Source organism: Pseudomonas fuscovaginae SE-1, from assembly GCF_000364705.1.
Classification (GTDB): domain Bacteria; phylum Pseudomonadota; class Gammaproteobacteria; order Pseudomonadales; family Pseudomonadaceae; genus Aquipseudomonas; species Aquipseudomonas fuscovaginae_A.
Map to the genome: position 1 here is coordinate 1 of NZ_AQOH01000147.1, position 18,128 is coordinate 18,128.

The following is an 18,128-nucleotide window of genomic DNA, read 5'->3' on the forward strand; positions in this document are numbered from 1 at the left end:
CGGGGAACAGGGCCGTGGCTTCGCCGTGGTCGCGGACGAAGTGCGCAGCCTGTCGCAACGCACCCAGAGTTCCACCGCACAGATCGCCAGCACCGTCGACAGCCTGCGGACCAATGTGAGCCAGGCCGTGGCATTGATGGAGGCGGCCTGTGTCCAGGCGCAGAACGACGCCGAGTCGGTGACCGGGTTGGGTCAGCGCCTGGTGGAAATCGCCAGCGCGGTGCAGAGCGTGACCGACACCCTCGCCCAGATCGCCACGGCGGTGGACGAACAGGCCAGCACCGCGGACGAGGTCAGCGGCAATATCCAGCAGGTCGACCAGGCGGCGGTCAGGCTGCTCGAAGGCGCACGTGCGGTGAACCGGGCGGCGGACACGTTGAGTGAAGGCAGCAAGGCCCTGAGCGACAATACCGGGCGCTTCCGCCTGAGTTGAGACGGGCAACGCCCACGGATTTCGCCATTGGGCGTTAAGTTTTTGATAGCGTAGAGAAAATTTTCAGATATTTGCTTGACACTTCATCGTTCAGAGCGAATAATTCGCGCCACTTGGCTACATAGCTCAGTTGGTTAGAGCATAGCATTCATAATGCTGGGGTCCGGGGTTCAAGTCCCTGTGTAGCCACCAAGTACCAAAAACGGCTTACCGCAAGGTAAGCCGTTTTTTTATGCCCGCGGAAAAGTGCCAAGCCCAAGGTCTGCGCCAGCCAGAATGCCGACCACCCGAGGGTCGGCTGGCGAGACCTCAGTCTGCGCCCTGACGCCGCATCAACAGGGCGGCACAAGCACAACCGAGCAGCGCCACACAGGCGACAAAAAACGCATCGCCATAAGCCATCAGCCAGGACTGGTGCTGCACCGTCTTGGCCAGCATCGCCAATGCCTGCTGCCGGTCCGGCAGCCAGTCGCCCACCGTCGGTCCCAGGCGCTCCTGGACGGCGGGCGCAAAGACATTCACGCCCTCGCCGATGCGCTCGGAATGAAAGCGTTCGCGCATCGCCACGATTTGCGTGAGTGCCGCCGTGCCCACCGCCCCACCGAGATTGCGCAACATCGAGAACAGCGCCGAGGCCGACCCCGCCTGGCGCTTGTCCAGCCCGGCCACCGCCAGCACCGACAAGGCCACCATGATGAAGGGCTGGCCGATACCGCGAACCACGGTGGAGGGAATGATCACATTCGCCGCACTGTCGGCGTCGAGAAACGCTCCCAGCCAGCAGCCCAGGGCCATGATCAGGAACCCGGTCGCCACCATGATCTTCGGACTCGACCAGCCCATCAGACGCGGCATCAGCGGCGCCAGCAGCAATTGCACCACACCGTAGGCAATCAGGCTGACACCGATCTCGTGGGCGTTGTAACCCTGTACCTGGGAAAGATAGTTGGGCACCAGGAACACCAGCCCGAACGTCGCGCCACCGAAGATGAACATCGCCACACTGGCCACGCCGAAGTTGTAGTGTCCCAGTAAACGCAGGTTGATGAACGCGCGCCGGCCAAACAGCTGCGACAGCACGAACACCAGCAAGGCCACACCTGCTGCCAGCGACAGCCAGCGAATCTCGCCAGAGCCGAACCAGTCCTTGCGCCCGCCCTCCTCCAGGACGATCTGCAACCCACCCAGCCCCACCACCATGGCGCCGATGCCGAGCCAATCGCCCCGGCGCAACAGCGCCAGGTTCATCGGCTTGGCCTCGATCGCCCAGGCCACCGCCAGCAGCAGGGCGATACCGGGAAACAGTTGCAGATAGAAGATCCAGCGCCACGAATAGGCATCGGTCAGCCAGCCACCGATCGACGGCCCGGCCGCCTGGGCGACGCTGTTGGCCAGGCTGAACAGCGCCATGCCCATGGCCATCCGGCTGGCCGGCAACTCGGTGATGATCAGTTGGAACGACAGCGGAATCAGCACCGCCCCCGCCGCGCCCTGAACCACTCGTATGGCGATCATCACCGGCAGGTTCGGCGCCCAGGAACAGGCGATCGAGGCCAGCAGGAAGATCAGCGAACCGGTCCACATCACCCGCCTCAGGGAGAACACCTCCACCAGCCAGGCGGTCAACGGGATCATGATGATTTCCGCCACCAGGTACGCGGTGGAAATCCATGAGCCCTCCTCGAAAGTCGCCCCCAGCGCACCTTCGATTTCCGGCAGCGCGGCGCTGGTGACATGGACGTTCATGCCGGCCATGAAACAACCCAGCAACCCGCCCATCACCGCCACCCAGGCGCGCGGCGAAACCGGCACCTCAGCGCTCATTGCGCATCTCCTGATAGTGGGTGTCGACGACGGTGGTGACCGACATGCCGGGCAGTATCGGCAACACCTCGTTATCGGCATCGAGCTGGATCCGTACGGGGAAACGCTGGACGATTTTGGTGAAGTTGCCCGTCGCATTGTCCGAAGGCAGCAGGGCGAACACGTTGCCCGATCCCGGCGAGAAGCTGACCACCCGGCCGTGCAGCGGCCGGTGGGCGAAGCTGTCGACATGGATCTCCACCCGCTGGCCGGGACGCATGTCCGCCAGTTGGGTTTCCTTGTAGTTGGCCACCACATAGGCCTGCCGCACCGGGACCACCGCCAGCATCGGCTGGCCGGCCACCAGGTACTGCCCGGCCCGGACCCGCCGCTGGCCGACCACGCCATCGATCGGCGCGCGGATCAAGGTGTCCTCGGCGTCCTGCCCGGCCAGCGTCGCCCGGGCGACGGCACTGGCGTGCGCGGCGACCTGCTGCTGGATCTCGGCATCAGCCAATTGCAGGCGCGCCCGGGACTCGCTCAACAGTGCCTGCTGGCGACGCAAACCGGCCTCGGCGCCCTGCAACGCCGCCATGGCCTGCTGCGCGCTGGCATTGGCGCTTTCCAGGCGCTGCACGGTCGCGGCGTTGTCGCGCGCCAACCCCTGGTAACGGCGCCGGTCCAGTTCGGCCCGCCGGCTTTCCGCAGCGGCACTGCGCACCTGCGCTTCGGCCACGGCGATGGCCTGCTGCTGCAGGCCGACACGCTCGGCGGCCACCTGACGGCTCGCCCGCCCGGCGACCAGTGTCGCCTGGGCCTCGGCGACAGCGGCCTGTGCCTGAGCCAGGCGGGCCTGGTAATCACGATCCCGCAGACGCACCACGACATCGCCGGCCTTCACCGGCTGGTCATCCTGCACCAACACCTCGGCCACATAACCTGGTACCCGCGCACTGAGCGCCACCCAATCGGCGCGTACGTAGGCATCGTCGGTACTTTCCAGGTAGCGTCCGGTGGTCGCCCACCAACTGCCGAACCCCAGCGCCCCGAGCACCGCGATTGCGCCTCCCAGCAGCATCAGGCGCTGCCGCCGGGCCTTCTTGCGCACTTGCTCGCCTTGGGCGAGGGTCTGTTCATCGACGGCAACGTTCATGGTTCCACTCCAGCTTCGGGACTCGTTGATTGCGTATTGGCGTGACCGACGGCGAGCGGCTGCCAGCCGCCGCCCAAGGCCCGGAAAAGATCGATCTCGCTGCGTGCCAGCTCGCCTCGAGCCTCGATTTCGCGGGTGCGTACGTTGATCAGTTCGCGCTCGCTGTCGAGCAGTTGCAGGGCGTCGACCGTACCGGCGCGATAGCGGGTTTGCGCCAGGGCATAGCTGCGTTCGCTGTCCTGCCGGGCCGCCTGCAGCGCCGCCGCACGCTGGCGCTGGCCATCGAACAGGGCGAGGGTCCGGCGCACATCGGCGAGTGCCGCGAGGACCGCACCGCGCAAGCCGGCCAACTGCGCCTGCTGCAGCGCCCGGGCCTTGTCGAGCCGCGCGCGATTGGCCCTGATATTGGGGAACTCCCAACTGATCAGCGGACCGATGCCGAACATCACCGAACGGCTGTCGCCCAGTTCGTGCAGGGACTGGGCCGATGACGTCAGCGACGCGCCGAAGCTCACCTTGGGATAGAGATCCGCCTTGGCGATATCGCTGGCCAATACGGCCGCTTCGAGGTTGCGCCGGGCCTGACGGATGTCCGGACGACGCGCCAGCAGATACCAGCCATCGCCGGCAGGCAACGCCGCCGCCAACCTGGGGATGGCCGCGCACTGCGGGTCACTGCCGGAAGCCTGGCCGGTGAGCATGTTCAGCTCATACACAGCCACCCGCCGCCGGGCATCGAGCAGCGGCAGTTCGGCCCGCAGGCGATCACGCAGGCTGCGCAGGCGCAGAGTATCCAGCTCGGTGGCGATCCCGGCCCGGCGTTGGGTCTCGGTCAGTTCGAGGCTGTGTTCCACGGTCTGTAGCGAGTGGTTCGTCATGTCCAACTGCGCGCCATAGGTGCAATGATCCAGATAGGCCCGGCTGGTCTGCGCCGCCACGTTGATCCGCAGCAAGTCACGAGCATCGCTCGCCGCGCCCGCCTGCACCCGTGCCCGCTCGATGGCACGACGCACCTGGCCCCAGATGTCCACCTGGTAGGCCAACTCGATGCCCGGTTCGAACGCCCACTGCGCCGGCGCATGGCTACCCGTGGCCTGGGCCAGGGTCTGGTCGTTGGCGGTCTTGCCGTATGACGGAGCAAAACGGGTCTGTGTCGAAGGCCAGCGCTGCGCATCCAGCTCGCCAATCCCCGCCAACATCGCCTGGACGTTGGCATCCGCCCGGGCCAGGTCCTGGTTATGCAGCAGGGCCTGCTGCACCAGCCTGTCGAGAACCGGGTCCTGGTACAACTGCCACCAGCGCGCGGGCAGTGACTGATCGCTGGTGCCGGCCGGCAGTGTCGCCAGCGGATTGCTGTCCTGGCCGGCAATCGGCTGAATCAGGGGAGAGGGGGCCGAGGTACTGCCACAGGCGGTCAACAAGGCAAGCAAGACGCCCAAGGCGATGGGCCTGGCGCGGCGGGAAGAGAGTGAGGGCATCGACGGAATTCACAGTCAGAATCGTGAATCCCAGAGTAGGCGGCAACCTAGACGCGTTTCTCCCGTGATCGGGACAAGCGCAGCATCAAACCGGACAACCCGCCGGTTCCGCCATGCGGTACTGACGGGGGGTGTGCCCCAATTCGCGCTTGAACACCGCGGCAAAGGCGCTGGCGCTCTGATAGCCGTACTCGAGTGCCACCTCCAGGATCGACGCGCCCTGGGCCAGGCTCTGCTGGCTGAGCACCAGACGCGCACGGGTTCGCCATTCGCCGAAGGACATCGCCAGTTCGCGCTGGAACAGCCGGGCGAAGGTCCGCGAACTCATGTTCAATTCAGCGCCGCACTGCTCCAGCGTCCACTCCCGCGCCGGCTGGTCGATGAAACGTGTGCACAGGGTGCGCAGACGGGCATCGCCAGGCGCGGGGATGTACAAGTCGACCTGCCGGGCCAACTGCAGTTCCAGCAGGATCAACGCACCGAGATGGTAGCCCCGCTCCTCGCTGCCTGCCTGCGTCGAAGCGAGGATCAATTCACGCAGCAGGTTCGACACCTGGATCACCTGGCACTGGACCGCCGCCACCGGGTGCAATGCAGGATCGATCAGCAACGTGCGCATGCGCACCTCGCCACTCATGCGAATCTCATGGGCAACGCCGGCCGGTACCCACAGTGCATGGCCGGTGGGAATGGCCCAACTGCCCTGCTCGGTGCAGACGTACATCACGCCCCGGGTCGCATAGACCAGCTGCGCCTCGCTGTGGCAGTGGCTACCCACCACCTCGCCGTGCTGATAATCGCTGATCAGGGTCTGCATGCTTCGCCTCTCGCTCACGCCTTCCAGGTCTATTCGATAAAACCCATGCTATCCAACAGCGACGACAGGCGATTGCCAAGATGTTCCATGACTCATGAAAAGCCGCATGAGAAATCTCAAAATCTTTCAAAGTCGAGATTATCTGCCCGACTCAGCCTGATTAGCGCTATCTGTGTGCGAACCCGCCCAACGCAACTGGATCAGTGCCACCCGCCGGCCCTTGAAGTCCTGCCGCTCCTCGATGCCATAGGGCACGAACCCCAGCTTCGGATAGAACAACAGCCCTGCCAGGTTCAGGTTGAAGCAGGACAGGCGCACTTCGCTGGCTTGGTGGCGCTCCCGGGCCAGCCGGACCATCAGGCGGACCAGGTACGCGCCCACGCCCCGTCCACGGACATGCGGGGCGATGACCACGTTGCCGATCGAGCAGGTGCCGCCCTGCTCCCACTGGTAGAAGTTGGCGAAACCGACCACCTCGCCATCCAGCTCGACCACGGTCGAATCCGAACGCTGGTCGATGGAGCCCTGCAACTGCTCCGCGGTCAGCGGGTAGCGGGCCTTGGGGAAGAAGAAAAACAACTCTTCCTCGCCTTGGGCAAAACCACAGATCACGGGCAGGTCCAGTGCCTCGACCGGGCGGTGACTCAACGACATGCTGTTCTCCTGACAAGGGGTATGGCAAACAGATTGCGCCCAGACGTCAGCGTCAACCCGTATCGGGGGCAAAGCCGTGCCGCCTGCATCAACGAGTGTGCTTTAACCCATGCCGCGCCGCGTGCCGCTCCAGCGCCAGCTCGATCAGGCGGCTGACCAGTTCGCTGTAGGTCATCCCCGCCGCCTGCCACAGCTTGGGGTACATGCTGATACGGGTGAAGCCCGGCAGCGAGTTGATTTCGTTGATCAGCACTTCGCCGCTGTCGGTCAGGAACACGTCGACACGGGCCAGGCCCGAACAGCCAAGCACCTGGAACGCTTCGAGCGCCATGCCGCGGATACGCTCGCTGGCCTGCTCGCTGATATCCGCCGGCACCACCACCTCGGCGGCCTGGGCGTCGATGTACTTGCTGTCGTAGGAATAGAAACCGCTGCGCACGACGATCTCGCCACAACCGCTGGCAATCGGCTGGTCATTGCCGAGGATCGCGCATTCGATTTCCCGGCCGCTGACCGCCGACTCGACCAGCACCTTCTCGTCGAACCCCATGGCCAGCGCCATGGCTGCCTGGAACTGCTCGACGTTTTCGACCTTGCTCACCCCCACCGACGAGCCCTGGTTCGCCGGCTTGATGAACATCGGCAGGCCAAGCTTCGCCCGGGCCTGGTCGAAGTCCAGCCGTGCCGCCGTGGCGCGGTTGACGGTGAGGAACGGGGTCACCGCCAGGCCGGCGTCGCGCAGCAGGCGCTTGCTGATGTCCTTGTCCATGCACACCGCCGAGCCGAGGACATCGGAGCCCACGAACGGCAGGTCGGCCATGCGCAACAGGCCCTGCAGGCATCCGTCTTCGCCGAGGGTGCCGTGGACAATCGGAAAGATCACGTCGATCTGGTCCAGCAGCGCCTGGCTGCCGGTCTCGACCAGTTGCTGGCCGATCTTGCCCGGCACCACCGCCAGCTCCCGGTTGGACTGGTTGAGCGCGATCAGCGCCGGATTCTCGGCATTGAGCAGGAAGTTGGAACTGTCGTTGAGGTGCCAGCGCCCCTGCTTGTCGATACCGACCAGGACCGGTTCGAAGCGCTCGCGGTCCAGTGCATCGACCACATTTTTCGCCGATTGCAGCGACACCTCGTGCTCCGCCCCCAGCCCACCGAAAATGATCCCGACTCGCAACTTGCCCATCATCCCGCCTCGTTTCCAGAATAGGTTGCAGGGGCCCCGCCCCGTTGTGCGCAGCCTATGCGCAAGACGCCGATCGTGCATCCCCAAAATCGACAATCCGGATACGCTCGCGGCTTCCGGTCGACACGTGGGGCCCCCCGTGAGTGAATACACCGGCGACCTCAGCCAGATCCCGGTTATCCGCCACGGTTCTCTCAGCCAAGCCAACCAGGGATTGCCCGACGGGGTGCTCACCTGCAAGCAGGTCCACCCGAGGAAAACCTTCCAGTACGCCTGGATCGGTCGTACCTGAGTTGACGGCGGCCATCACTCAATAGGCATCGTTCCAATGCACGTAGACGGTCTGGATGCCCTTGCCATCGATGACGACATTCTGCCGGCTTTCGCGCCCGTCATGACTGCCGATGACCTGGTAGCGCCCCATCGGTAGCTTCACGTAGACCAGCGGGCCGACCTGGATCAGGCTCAGCACCGACTCGCCACCGGCCTTGTTGATCGTGATGTTCACATCGGCCAGGTACTTGTCCTGCGCGCCCGTGGATGAAACGACGTGCAGGTTATAGCCACGGGTCTGGGCCAGGACCCTGAGCTCATCCTCGCCGATACCGCCCGTGAGGTACTCCACGCCATTCTGCCGCTGCGGCGCCAGTTGCACCGCCTCCATGTTGATCGGTTCATGGCTGGCAGGCGCCGCCTGCGTCCGTATGACACCCGTGGCCAGCAAGCCGACGGCCAATGCCACGAGCAGAGGGGAACGTACGGGTAACATGAGAAACACTCCCGGCCCCGACAGGGCCCGAGTCGCCGCCTTGCACGGTGGCAGGTAACGCCCGGAAATACCGCCGTCGCCACCAGGGACCAGGCACGCAGCCGGCAGGCGGGCCAAGGGAGCGAATGCATCGCCGACCGGGTTCTGCTGCGCGCGAGTTACTCTACAAGTCTAGTCCGCAAGCCGAAAAAAAACGCCGAAGGCTGGGCATCCGGCGTTTTTCCACACAAATGTGAACGACTCGGTTTAACCGGCCAGCAGCACGCTCAGGTCAAGACGCCCATCCTTGAGCGGCGGGCACCAGTAGTAGCCGCCGGTAATCGGCCGGCTGAAGCGGTACAGGGCATCGGTGATGCCGTCATCCAACCCGCTCATGCGCCGCAGCTGGGCCTCGAAGGCATCGAAGGTACGCCCGAAGGCGACGAACATCAGGCCTGCACCCTGTTCGTCCGCCCACGGCATGGAGCGGCGCACGACGAACGCCTCGGGGGCGAAGCTTTCCTGGGCGGTACGCTTGACGTGGGCCGACGCCGGCGCATCATCCAGCTCCTCGTTGTCGCTCTTGCGACGACCCATGATGTTGTCCTGCTCATGAGACGGCATGGCGGCAAACCGCTCCAGGTCATGCTGCCACTGCTGGATCGCGGCAAAACTGCCACCTTGCAGGCCAGCCACGTCGCCTGCGGCGATCCCCGCCTCGACGGCCGCTTCGTCCACCGGGTTCTCGGTACCGTCCTCGTAGCCGGTCAGGTCGTGGCCGGTCTTGTGGCGGAAGGCCTCGGTCATCCGCACCTGCTTCAGCGCCGGGGCCAGCGCCAGTTCCAGTTCGCGGCTGCGATGCAACAGCTCGCCGCGGTCCTCGCCATGCAGCCAGCACCACAGCGCCTGCTGGGTCGAAGGGTTGTTCACGCCCGGCCCACTGATCACCGGGAACGTCCGCAACCCCTCGACCCGTGCCCCCAGCACCTGCACCAGCGACTCGCCAAAACCGACCACGGCGTTTTTCCCATCCACCAGCCGGGCCAGGTTGTCGAGCGCAGCCGGCAAGGCCTCGGCGGACTCCAGGGCGAAAAACAGGTGGCGTGCCTGCGGGGGCACAGGCTTGGCGAGGATGCCGGGCTGGTAGTGGCTCATGGGAACTCCTTTGTGAAAGGCGCCAGTTTACCCGTGTTGCGGCGGCCGCGCTTGCGCGCAAGCGCTGACTTGAGCGTGATTGTTTGCGAATGATTGAGCGTTTGCAGGCCGTATGGTTTGATGCATGCCGGACTAAGCCCGACCGGGCTGGCCAGGCCCCATGACGCTCACCTTCATCAGGAGGATAACGATGCCGCAGTCCAGAAACGAACGCTTCGCCCAGGTCGCCGATCAGCTCGGCTACAGCTTCGAAGGTGAAATGAAGATTGGCGGCAATTACGTGCCGGCGGTGCAGAACGATCTCGAGATCCATGTCAGCGGGCAGATTCCGCGGGTCGACAACACGGTGATGGTGACCGGCCGTGTCGGCGCGCAGACCACCCTGGAGCAGGCCCGGCACGGTGCCCAGATCAGCACCATGCGTGCCCTGGCGATTCTGCGGCAGATGCTCGACGGCGACCTGGAGCGGATCCGCAAGATCCTGCGCATCAGCGTCTTCGTGCAGAGCGCCGAGGACTTCACCCAGCAGAGCGAAGTCGCCGATGGTGCTTCTGAAGTGCTCTACACCGTCTTCGGTGAGGCGGGCGTGCACACCCGGACGTCGGTCGGGGTGTTCCAGTTGCCGAAGAACGCTTCGGTCGAGATCGACATGGTCGTGGCACTCAAGCCCTGACGGCAGGAAATTACGGGCGGAGCTCGAGCAACCGCCCGACTCGCCTCAGGTGCTCAGCTGGTTGGCGAACTGCCCGACCGCGCTGACCACCCGCTGGGCGCCGTCCTGAATCTCGACAATCACCGTGCCGGCCTCGGCCGCCAACGCCAGGCCCTCCTCGGCCTGGGTCTTGCCGCTGTTCATCAGCGACACCGCGTCGCGGGCCATGTCCTGGTTCTGACGCACCACGGTCACGATCTCGTCGGTCGCCTGGCTGGTTCGCGAAGCCAACTGGCGAACCTCATCGGCCACCACCGCGAACCCGCGCCCCTGTTCACCCGCCCGCGCCGCCTCGATGGCCGCGTTCAGCGCCAGCAGGTTGGTCTGCTCGGCAATGCCGCTGATGGTCTTGACGATGGTGCCGATCACCTGGGACTGGGCGTTGAGCGCCTCGATGCCCTCGCCGGCATGCTGCATGTGCTGGGCCAGATCACGCATCACGTCGACCGCCTGGGTTACCACGGTGGTACCGCGCTGGGCGCTGGCATCGGTCTGCAGCGAAGTGCTGTAGGCGATGTTCGCCGCTTCGGCCACGGCCTGCTCCTGATTCACCTGGTCGGTGATCACGGTGGCGAACTTCACCACCTTGTACAGCCGCTCGTTGGAGTCGAGCACCGGGTTGTAGGACGCCTCCAGCCAGACCACACGACCGTGGCTGTCCACTCGCTTGAAGCGACCGGCGATGAACTCGCCGGCGTTCAGACGCTGCCAGAACGCCTGGTACTCGGGGCTGTTGAGCTCTGCCGGTTCGCAGAAGATCCCGTGGTGCTTGCCCTTGATCTGCGCCAGGCTGTAGCCCATGCCATCCAGGAAACGATCATTGGCGGTCAGGACCTCGCCGGCCAGGTTGAATTCGATCACCGCCGTGGAGCGCAGCAAGGCACCGATCAGGTTCTCATGCTCACGGGAACCTTCGATGGTGCGGGTCAGATCGTTGGAGTAGATCGAGAAATTGCGTACTCGGCCATCGGAGCCACGGATCGGCTGCATGATCGAGCGCAGCCAGGCCTCCTGGCCATTGCCACGTAGCAGGCGGATCGCCCCGCTGAAATGTTCGGCGCGGGTCAGGGCGTTCTTGAAGCGCTGGTGAAAGTCCGAGCTTTTCAGGTACGCCGGTACGAAGTCGTCAATATGACGACCGACCAGGGCGCTGCTCTGGTAGAGCATTTCCGTGGTGAAGTTACGGTTGACGGACTGGATGCGGCCATCGGCGTCCAGCGTGAGCACGAGCATTTCCTGTTCAAGACTCTCCCTGACCTGATGGAGGCTGGACAATTCTTCGCGAAGAGCCAATAGCTCCTGCTTCAAGCGTTTGTTGAACATGGTGCGCACCGACGGCAAAGGTGAAAGGCGGCTATCTGCCTAGCCATCGGCTATCGGGATCTTTTCTGAAGGACTGTTCCGAGTTATTTGCCACAACAGACCGCCCGGCTGACCGACGGAATTTTTCCGAGGCAGGGGAATCACTCTCAGGACAACAGGGAGGAGTTCCAGGTCCATGAGCACGGCAAAGCTGTTCGTTATCGATTACACCCTTCACGGTATACCCAAGTCCTTCATCATCCGCTGCGAACGCATGGACAACGCCGAGGCCTGGCACTGGGCCAGTTGCGACGCCGGTGTCGGCCGCATCGGCAGATTCGGCCGGGAACGAGTGAAAAAGACCAGCAAACCGATAGCCGAGAAGTTCGGCATCGAGTCGGTCAGTTGGCGTCAGGCCTGACGAAGCCCAGGCTGTCCAGTTCCACCAAGGTGAAACAACCGCTGCTCCAGCCGCCCGTGTCGATGTGATAGACATTGCCCAGCACGGTGGGCTGGCGCTGGGTGGTGTGTCCGACCAGCACGGCCCTCACCTCGCGAATACCGCTGGTGTCATGGTTCCTCACACGGCTGCGCGACCACTGGCAGACCTCCTCCACCGCGATCTCCACCCGGGCATCACCCGACAGGTAATCACGCAGGGCGCTCCAGCTCGCAAAGGGGCAGTCGGCGTGCACGACCCCCACCGGCCCGAGCCGGGTCTCGACCTGCAGGGCGATCGGCAGCCGGGCAAAACGATCGGCGAATCGGCGCTGGTTCTCCCGGCTGCTGTCGATGAACCACCCGCCACCGCTGGCGCGATACATCTCGAGATCCAGCGCCAGGCCCTGGGCATGCTGGATCGCCAATGCCTCGTGGTTGCCCTGGACCGCTGCGAACCAGGGACGCTCCAGCCATTCCAGGGCCAACTCGCTCTGGGGCCCGCGATCGACCAGATCGCCGACGCTGAACAGCCGGTCACATTCGGGGTCGAACCGCACCCGCTCGAGCAGCGCCTGCAAGCGACTGAACTGCCCATGAATGTCACCGACAGCAAAATCCCGGCCCCGGGTATTGAGCGGATAGTGTGCAAATCCAGCCATGAACGTCTGATCCTCTACCGAATGCGGGTCTGCGCGATCTGCGGCTCAGAACACCCACACCGGCAGATGCCGCTCGATGGGCAGTTCGTCGAAACCGCCCCCCAAGGGTACGCCTTCGGCTTGCCGTTGGTAGTGAATCGTGCGAAACACCGCACTCTTGAACGATGAGGACTCAAGCACATGACCGCTGTGCCGCGCTGGTGCGACAGTCTGCCGGAGCCCGGCATGCGACACCTGCCCGGGGGGCACGCCATCGAGTGAGCCGGTGGCCGGGGCCGCCAAAGAACCGCCGAGGGCCATGCCCACGGCCAGAAGGACACGAAAATCCATTTCGATATGCCTCTTGGGGAAAAAGCCCGAACCGACGCCGCCACTCCGTGCGTTGTCCTGTTCAGGGTGTCAGAACCGCAACCGCCTCGAAAACGACTGCCGGGCCTCAATGCCCGGTGCAGGCCCGCGGATCGGCACTCATTGCGATCCGGCCGCCAAAATACAAGGCCGTGAGCAAACCGACCGCCCCCATGACCAGGCAATAGCCCACGCAGACCCATGGGCTCCACGGCATCAGGCCGATCAGCAGCAGCGGCGTGGTGCTGGCCCAGAGCGCGTAGGCAATATTGTAGGTGAACGAAATGCCGGACACGCGGATACGGCTGGGGAACAACCCGACCATCACCGACGGCACCGCACCGACCACGCCACAGGCCAATCCGGCCACGGCATAGGCCAGATGGATCCAGGCCGCACCATGGATCAGGCAGGCATACAGCAGGCCGATGCCCACCGGCAGCAGCAGGCTATAGAGCAAAACGGCACGCCAGGCGCCGATGCGGTCGGCGAGCAGGCCGGCCAGTACACAGCCGATATTCAGGAACACGATCCCCAGGCTGCTCAGGGCGAAGGTATGGCTGGCCGTCATGCCGAAGCTTTTCTGCATGACGGTCGGAGTAATCACCACCAGCACCACCACGGCCGAGGTCAGCACGCAGGTCAGCAGCATCGCCGGAACGATCGAACGCCGGTGATCGCGCAACACCGTGCGCAGCGGCAGCTCACCGCCCGCCTCACGCTGAGCCTGCAGTGCCATGAACACCGGGGTTTCACTCAGCCAGCGGCGAAGCCAGACACCGATCACGCCGAACACGCCACCGAGCAGGAACGGAAAACGCCAGGCGAAATCGAGAATCTCCGCCGGGCTGTAGACCCGTGCCAGCAGGGTCGCCGTCAGTGCGCCCAGCAGGTACCCAAAGGTCAGCCCGGCCTGCAGCACACCCAGGGCATAACCCCGATGCGCGGTCGGCGCATGCTCGGCCACGAACACCCAGGCACTGGGCACCTCGCCCCCGACCGCCGCCCCCTGCAGCACCCGCAGCAGCAACAGCAGCAGCGGTGCCCAGTAGCCGATCTGCTCGTAGGTCGGCATCACCCCGATCAGCAGGCAGGGCAAGGCCATCATCAGGATACTCAGGCTGAACACCCGCTTGCGCCCCAGCCGATCGGCGAAATGCGCCATCAGAATGCCGCCCAGCGGCCGCGCGAGGTAGCCGGTGACGAAAATCCCGAAGCTCTGCAGCAGCCGCAGCCACTCGGGCATCTGCGGCGGGAAGAACAGCTGGCTGAGGGTCAGGGCGAAAAACACGAAGATGATGAAGTCGTAGATTTCCAACGCACCGCCCAATGCCGCGAGGCCCAGGGTCTTGTAGTCGGACCGGGAGAAACGGCGGTTTCGTGGATAGGCATCAACGGTCATGAAAGAACTCGGGATAGCGTATTCGGGGACAGCCGCAGAGGCCACCCAACCTGTACAGAAAACAGACAATGCGCCGAGTCACCACCCGGACTGCAAGGGGCAAAGGTTAGTGCACACAGCGGCGACCACAACCTCCAACCTGTCATCGGGTCACTTTTTAGCAGAAATATGCGCGGCGGGTTCCATTTTTCGACAATCCGTGCCTGACCGTACTCACTCGGCGACACTTTGCAGCAAGCAGCGAATACCGCATTCTTGAGCGGTTCCGGTCGCCTCCATCGGAGCGACCGTCCTCCCCACAAGCATAAAAATACCGAGGTACTTCCGTGGCTGCCGATATCGATGAAAGCCGCTATGCCCGCTTTGCCCTGCGCTGCTCGAACTGGGCCGAGCGCTGGTTTCCCGACTCCTGGGTGTTCGCCGCACTGGCGGTGATCGTCGTCGCCCTGGGCACCCTGGCCATGGGGGCCAGGCCGACGGATGCCGCCATGGCGTTCGGCGACGGCTTCTGGAGCCTGATTCCCTTCACCATGCAGATGGCCTTCGTGGTCATCGGCGGTTATGTGGTCGCCAGTTCGCCACCCGCGGTGAAACTGATCGACCGCCTGGCACGCCTGCCCGGCAATGGCCGCTCCGCCGTGGCCTGGGTGGCCCTGATCTCGATGGTCGCCTCGCTGCTCAACTGGGGCCTGTCGCTGGTGTTCGGCGGCCTGCTGGTGCGTGCCCTGGCCCGGCGTACCGACCTGCACATGGATTATCGCGCCGCCGGTGCCGCCGCCTACCTGGGCCTTGGCGCAGTGTGGGCACTGGGCCTGTCGTCGTCCGCCGCACAGTTGCAGGCCAACCCGGCCAGCCTGCCACCGTCGATCCTGTCGATCACCGGCGTCATTCCCTTCACCCAGACCATTTTCCTCTGGCAGTCCGGCGCGTTGTTGCTGGCCCTGATCGTGGTCTCGCTGGTGGTGGCCTACGCCACCGCCCCAGGCCCGAACTCGGCCCGTGATGCCCAGGCCTGTGGCGTCGACCCGAGCTTCAACCTGCCACCACTGAACCCACGCACCCGCCCCGGCGAATGGTTGGAGCACAGCCCGCTGTTGACCCTGCTGCTGGCGTTGCTGGCCGCCGGCTGGCTGTTTCACGAGTTCTCGACCAAGCCGGCGATCAGCGCGATCTCCGGGCTGAACACCTACAACTTCCTGTTCCTGATGGTCGGGGCCCTGCTGCACTGGCGCCCGCGCAGTTTTCTCGATGCGGTGTCGCGGGCCGTACCGACCACCACCGGGGTGCTGATCCAGTTTCCGCTGTACGGCTCGATCGCGGCGCTGATGACCACGGTCAAGGGCACCGACGCCCAGACCCTGGCACACCACATCTCGACCTTTTTCACCCAGATCGCCTCCCACGACACCTATGCCCTGCTGATGGGCGTGTATTCGGCGGTGCTGGGCTTCTTCATCCCGTCCGGCGGCGGCAAGTGGATCATCGAGGCGCCCTACGTGATGCAGGTCGCCAATGAGCTCGGGTACCACCTGGGCTGGGCGGTACAGATCTACAACGCGGCCGAGGCCCTGCCGAACCTCATCAACCCGTTCTACATGCTGCCGCTGCTCGGCGTGCTGGGCCTGAAGGCACGGGACCTGATCGGCTTTTCCTTCGTGCAGTTGCTGGTACATGCCCCGCTGGTGCTGTTCCTGCTGTGGGCACTGGGGACGACCCTGGCCTATAGCGGGCCGGTGATGCCGTAACGGGACATCCCGACTGGCTGGCCGCCGCGTGCGTTGCCAGCCAGGACACCGTCCGTCGGCATAACGCCAGCACTTTTCTCCCCTTCGCCAACAGGCATACTGCAAGGCCCGACGCAGAACGGTCGTCGCCGTTCTGTCATATTGCGTTGCTAGCGTGCGATGCGAAATATTTTGTTACGTCTAACCCAGCCAGCAGGAACCCAGGATGAGTGACGAGAAAGACCTCGAGCAGGCGCCGGCCGACGATGCCGACACCCCCACCAATACCAGCCGCCGCCGTTTTCTCGGAAGTGTCGCCGTACTGGGGGCTGGCGCGACCCTGAGTGCCTGTGGCTCGCCAGGCGAGCCGGGCAAACAGCCCGAGGCCAGGGAACTGACGGGTGCCGCGCTGGACAAGGCCCTGCAGGAACAGGTCAAGACCGTGGTGGTGATCTACGCCGAGAACCGCAGTTTCAACAACCTGTTCGGCGATTTCCCGGGCGTCGAGAAACCGCTGTCCTCGCTCAAGCCGGCCGACTATCAGCAATATGATCGTGACGGCAGCCTGTTGCAGACCCTGCCACCGACCTGGGGCGGCGTGCTGCAGATCGGCCCGCAAAGCCTCGACGGCGTGACCTATCCGGTGCAGACCCAGTTCCAGGAAAACCTGCCCAACGCGCCCTACGCCCTCAAGGGCCCGAATGGCGAGGACCTGCCCCTGGGCCTGGTGACCCGCGACCTGTGGCACGTGTTCTACCAGAACCAGATGCAGATCAACGGCGGCAAGAACGACCGTTTCGTCGCCTGGGCCGACTCCGGCGGCCTGACCATGGGCTATTACGCCCAGACCCGCTACTCGCTGCGCCTGTGGGATGTGGCCCGGGAATTCGTGCTGTGCGACAACTTCTTCCAGGGCGCCTTCGGCGGCTCGTTCCTCAACCACCAGTACCTGATCAGCGCCAAGGTGCCGTTCTACCCGGACGCCGCCAACTCGGTGGCCAAGACGCAGATCGCCAAGGTGCAGAGCGACGACCCGACCGACCCGCGCCTGATGCCGCTGGACAAGTCCCCGGCCAGCGCCATGAGCGGCCCGCCGCAGTTCGGCCCCAGCGCCCTGACCCCGGACGGCTATGCGGTGAACACCATGGCGCCGCCGTACTGGCCGACCTGGATCCGCGACCCCGAGCGCCCGGACTACGCCAAGCCGGACCTGCCGACTGTGCTGGTACCGCAGACCCACGAACATATCGGCGACAAGCTGTCGAAGAAGAATATCGACTGGGCCTGGTACGCCGGTGCCTGGCAGGTGACCCTCGATCAGTTCAAGGATTCGGGCGGCATTCCGAAGATCCCGAACTTCCAGTATCACCACCAGCCGTTCAACTACTTCAAGCGCCAAGGTCCGGAGAACCCGGCCGAGCGTGCCAGACGCCTGCGCGATGGCGGCCTGGGCGACGAGACCGGCAGCAACAAGTTCCTCGCCGACGCCGCAGCCGGCAAGCTGCCGGCGGTGACCTTCTACAAGCCCCAGGGCAACCTCAACATGCACGCCGGCTACGCCGACGTGGCCGCTGGCGACCGACACATCGTGCGGACCCTGAAGGTGCTGCGCGAGAGCCCGCAGTGGCCGAACATGGTGGTGGTGGTCACGGTCGACGAGAACGGCGGCTGGTGGGACCACGTGGCACCGCCCAAGGGCGATCGCTGGGGCCCGGGCACGCGGATTCCGGCCCTGCTGGTCTCGCCGTTCGCGCGCAAGGGCACGGTGGATCACACGGTGTACGACACCGCATCGATCCTGCGTCTGATCACCCGGGTGTTCCAGCTGGAGAAACTCGACGGCATCAAGGAGCGCGACGAGGCGATGACCGCGCGCGGGCAGAAGCCGATGGGCGACCTGACCAACGCACTGCGCTTTACCGCCTGACGGCCTCTCGACTTGTGGGAGCGCCGCCCGGCCGTCTCCCACAGGGGGCGGCGTCATATCTCAACAGTTGTGTGCCTCAACCTGTAGGCGCGTGGCTGGCCCGCGAATGGCTTGCCCATGGCTTCAACCAATAATAGCCAACTGCCACCACCCTCTTTACCCCCTCCTCAATCCGGTAATATCCTGAGC

At 64.7% G+C, this 18,128-nt stretch carries 18 protein-coding genes, 1 tRNA gene and 1 pseudogene; 7 read left to right on the top strand and 13 right to left on the bottom strand.

Going from position 1 to position 18,128, the window contains the following annotated elements; translation table 11 throughout:
* Both K675_RS30810 and K675_RS0115260 read left to right on the top strand, forming a co-directional pair.
* Positions 1 to 433 (top strand): methyl-accepting chemotaxis protein (locus tag K675_RS30810; RefSeq protein WP_037006554.1); only part of this gene is annotated, 433 nt, incomplete at its 5' end.
* Between the two features lie 115 nt (positions 434 to 548).
* Positions 549 to 625: transfer RNA gene (locus K675_RS0115260), tRNA-Met, on the top strand.
* A 117-nt stretch (positions 626 to 742) separates the two neighbouring features.
* Here K675_RS0115260 and K675_RS0115265 read toward each other — a convergent pair.
* From K675_RS0115265 to ddlA, 6 genes are all read right to left on the bottom strand, one after another.
* The gene (locus K675_RS0115265) at positions 743 to 2,257 is read right to left on the bottom strand and encodes a DHA2 family efflux MFS transporter permease subunit (protein ID WP_017904372.1); all 1,515 of its coding nucleotides are present in this window, start codon (positions 2,255 to 2,257) and stop codon (positions 743 to 745) included.
* Positions 2,247 to 3,389 (bottom strand): HlyD family secretion protein, encoded by a 1,143-nt coding sequence (locus tag K675_RS0115270; RefSeq protein WP_017904373.1) that lies wholly within the window; start codon positions 3,387 to 3,389, stop codon positions 2,247 to 2,249. The genes K675_RS0115265 and K675_RS0115270 overlap by 11 nt, the downstream gene beginning before the upstream one ends.
* Complete coding sequence (locus tag K675_RS0115275; protein WP_051070752.1) at positions 3,386 to 4,867, bottom strand: efflux transporter outer membrane subunit; 1,482 nt, start codon at positions 4,865 to 4,867, stop codon at positions 3,386 to 3,388. The genes K675_RS0115270 and K675_RS0115275 overlap by 4 nt, the downstream gene beginning before the upstream one ends.
* A gap of 85 nt (positions 4,868 to 4,952) precedes the next feature.
* Positions 4,953 to 5,684, bottom strand: a complete 732-nt coding sequence (locus tag K675_RS0115280) for an AraC family transcriptional regulator (RefSeq protein ID WP_017904375.1) — start codon at positions 5,682 to 5,684, stop codon at positions 4,953 to 4,955.
* A 138-nt stretch (positions 5,685 to 5,822) separates the two neighbouring features.
* Complete coding sequence (locus K675_RS0115285; protein ID WP_017904376.1) at positions 5,823 to 6,338, bottom strand: GNAT family N-acetyltransferase; 516 nt, start codon at positions 6,336 to 6,338, stop codon at positions 5,823 to 5,825.
* An 88-nt stretch (positions 6,339 to 6,426) separates the two neighbouring features.
* Positions 6,427 to 7,521 (bottom strand): D-alanine--D-alanine ligase, encoded by a 1,095-nt coding sequence (gene ddlA / locus K675_RS0115290; protein WP_026145220.1) that lies wholly within the window; start codon positions 7,519 to 7,521, stop codon positions 6,427 to 6,429.
* Positions 7,522 to 7,660: 139 nt separating this feature from the next.
* On the opposite strand from ddlA, the gene K675_RS33015 reads away from it, so the two are divergent.
* Positions 7,661 to 7,813, top strand: a complete 153-nt coding sequence (locus tag K675_RS33015; RefSeq protein WP_232434436.1) for a hypothetical protein — start codon at positions 7,661 to 7,663, stop codon at positions 7,811 to 7,813.
* An 18-nt stretch (positions 7,814 to 7,831) separates the two neighbouring features.
* Here K675_RS33015 and K675_RS0115295 read toward each other — a convergent pair whose 3' ends face one another.
* Both K675_RS0115295 and K675_RS0115300 read right to left on the bottom strand, forming a co-directional pair.
* Positions 7,832 to 8,290 (bottom strand): hypothetical protein, encoded by a 459-nt coding sequence (locus K675_RS0115295; RefSeq protein WP_017904378.1) that lies wholly within the window; start codon positions 8,288 to 8,290, stop codon positions 7,832 to 7,834.
* A 246-nt stretch (positions 8,291 to 8,536) separates the two neighbouring features.
* Positions 8,537 to 9,424, bottom strand: a complete 888-nt coding sequence (locus tag K675_RS0115300; RefSeq protein WP_017904379.1) for a Dyp-type peroxidase — start codon at positions 9,422 to 9,424, stop codon at positions 8,537 to 8,539.
* A gap of 190 nt (positions 9,425 to 9,614) precedes the next feature.
* Between K675_RS0115300 and K675_RS0115305 the strand changes: the two genes are divergently transcribed.
* Positions 9,615 to 10,097: a RidA family protein gene (locus K675_RS0115305; protein ID WP_017904380.1), complete on the top strand. Its 483-nt coding sequence runs from the start codon at positions 9,615 to 9,617 to the stop codon at positions 10,095 to 10,097.
* 45 nt (positions 10,098 to 10,142) lie between these two features.
* On the opposite strand, the gene K675_RS34195 is transcribed toward K675_RS0115305, so the two are convergent.
* Together K675_RS34195 and K675_RS34200 are read right to left on the bottom strand one after the other, a co-directional pair.
* Positions 10,143 to 10,574 carry a methyl-accepting chemotaxis protein gene (locus K675_RS34195; RefSeq protein WP_420066342.1) on the bottom strand — a complete coding sequence of 144 codons (432 nt, stop codon included), beginning with the start codon at positions 10,572 to 10,574 and terminating at the stop codon, positions 10,143 to 10,145.
* 156 nt (positions 10,575 to 10,730) lie between these two features.
* Positions 10,731 to 11,459, bottom strand: a pseudogene (locus K675_RS34200) (PAS domain-containing protein); the annotation flags it as partial.
* 175 nt (positions 11,460 to 11,634) lie between these two features.
* Between K675_RS34200 and K675_RS0115315 the strand changes: the two are divergent.
* Positions 11,635 to 11,859: a DUF6555 family protein gene (locus K675_RS0115315; protein WP_017904382.1), complete on the top strand. Its 225-nt coding sequence runs from the start codon at positions 11,635 to 11,637 to the stop codon at positions 11,857 to 11,859.
* On the opposite strand, the gene K675_RS0115320 is transcribed toward K675_RS0115315, so the two are convergent.
* From K675_RS0115320 to K675_RS0115330, 3 genes are all read right to left on the bottom strand, one after another.
* A complete protein-coding gene (locus K675_RS0115320; protein ID WP_017904383.1) occupies positions 11,840 to 12,538 on the bottom strand; it encodes a metallophosphoesterase in 699 nt (232 codons plus the stop codon). The genes K675_RS0115315 and K675_RS0115320 overlap by 20 nt on opposite strands.
* Before the next feature lie 45 nt (positions 12,539 to 12,583).
* The gene (locus K675_RS0115325) at positions 12,584 to 12,868 is read right to left on the bottom strand and encodes a hypothetical protein (protein ID WP_017904384.1); all 285 of its coding nucleotides are present in this window, start codon (positions 12,866 to 12,868) and stop codon (positions 12,584 to 12,586) included.
* A gap of 106 nt (positions 12,869 to 12,974) precedes the next feature.
* Positions 12,975 to 14,288 carry an MFS transporter gene (locus K675_RS0115330; RefSeq protein WP_017904385.1) on the bottom strand — a complete coding sequence of 438 codons (1,314 nt, stop codon included), beginning with the start codon at positions 14,286 to 14,288 and terminating at the stop codon, positions 12,975 to 12,977.
* A 326-nt stretch (positions 14,289 to 14,614) separates the two neighbouring features.
* Here K675_RS0115330 and K675_RS0115335 point away from each other — a divergent pair, with 326 nt between their 5' ends.
* Complete coding sequence (locus K675_RS0115335; protein ID WP_017904386.1) at positions 14,615 to 16,033, top strand: short-chain fatty acid transporter; 1,419 nt, start codon at positions 14,615 to 14,617, stop codon at positions 16,031 to 16,033.
* Between the two features lie 205 nt (positions 16,034 to 16,238).
* Positions 16,239 to 17,939, top strand: a complete 1,701-nt coding sequence (gene acpA / locus K675_RS0115340; protein ID WP_017904387.1) for an acid phosphatase — start codon at positions 16,239 to 16,241, stop codon at positions 17,937 to 17,939.
* Positions 17,940 to 18,128 lie beyond the last annotated feature (189 nt).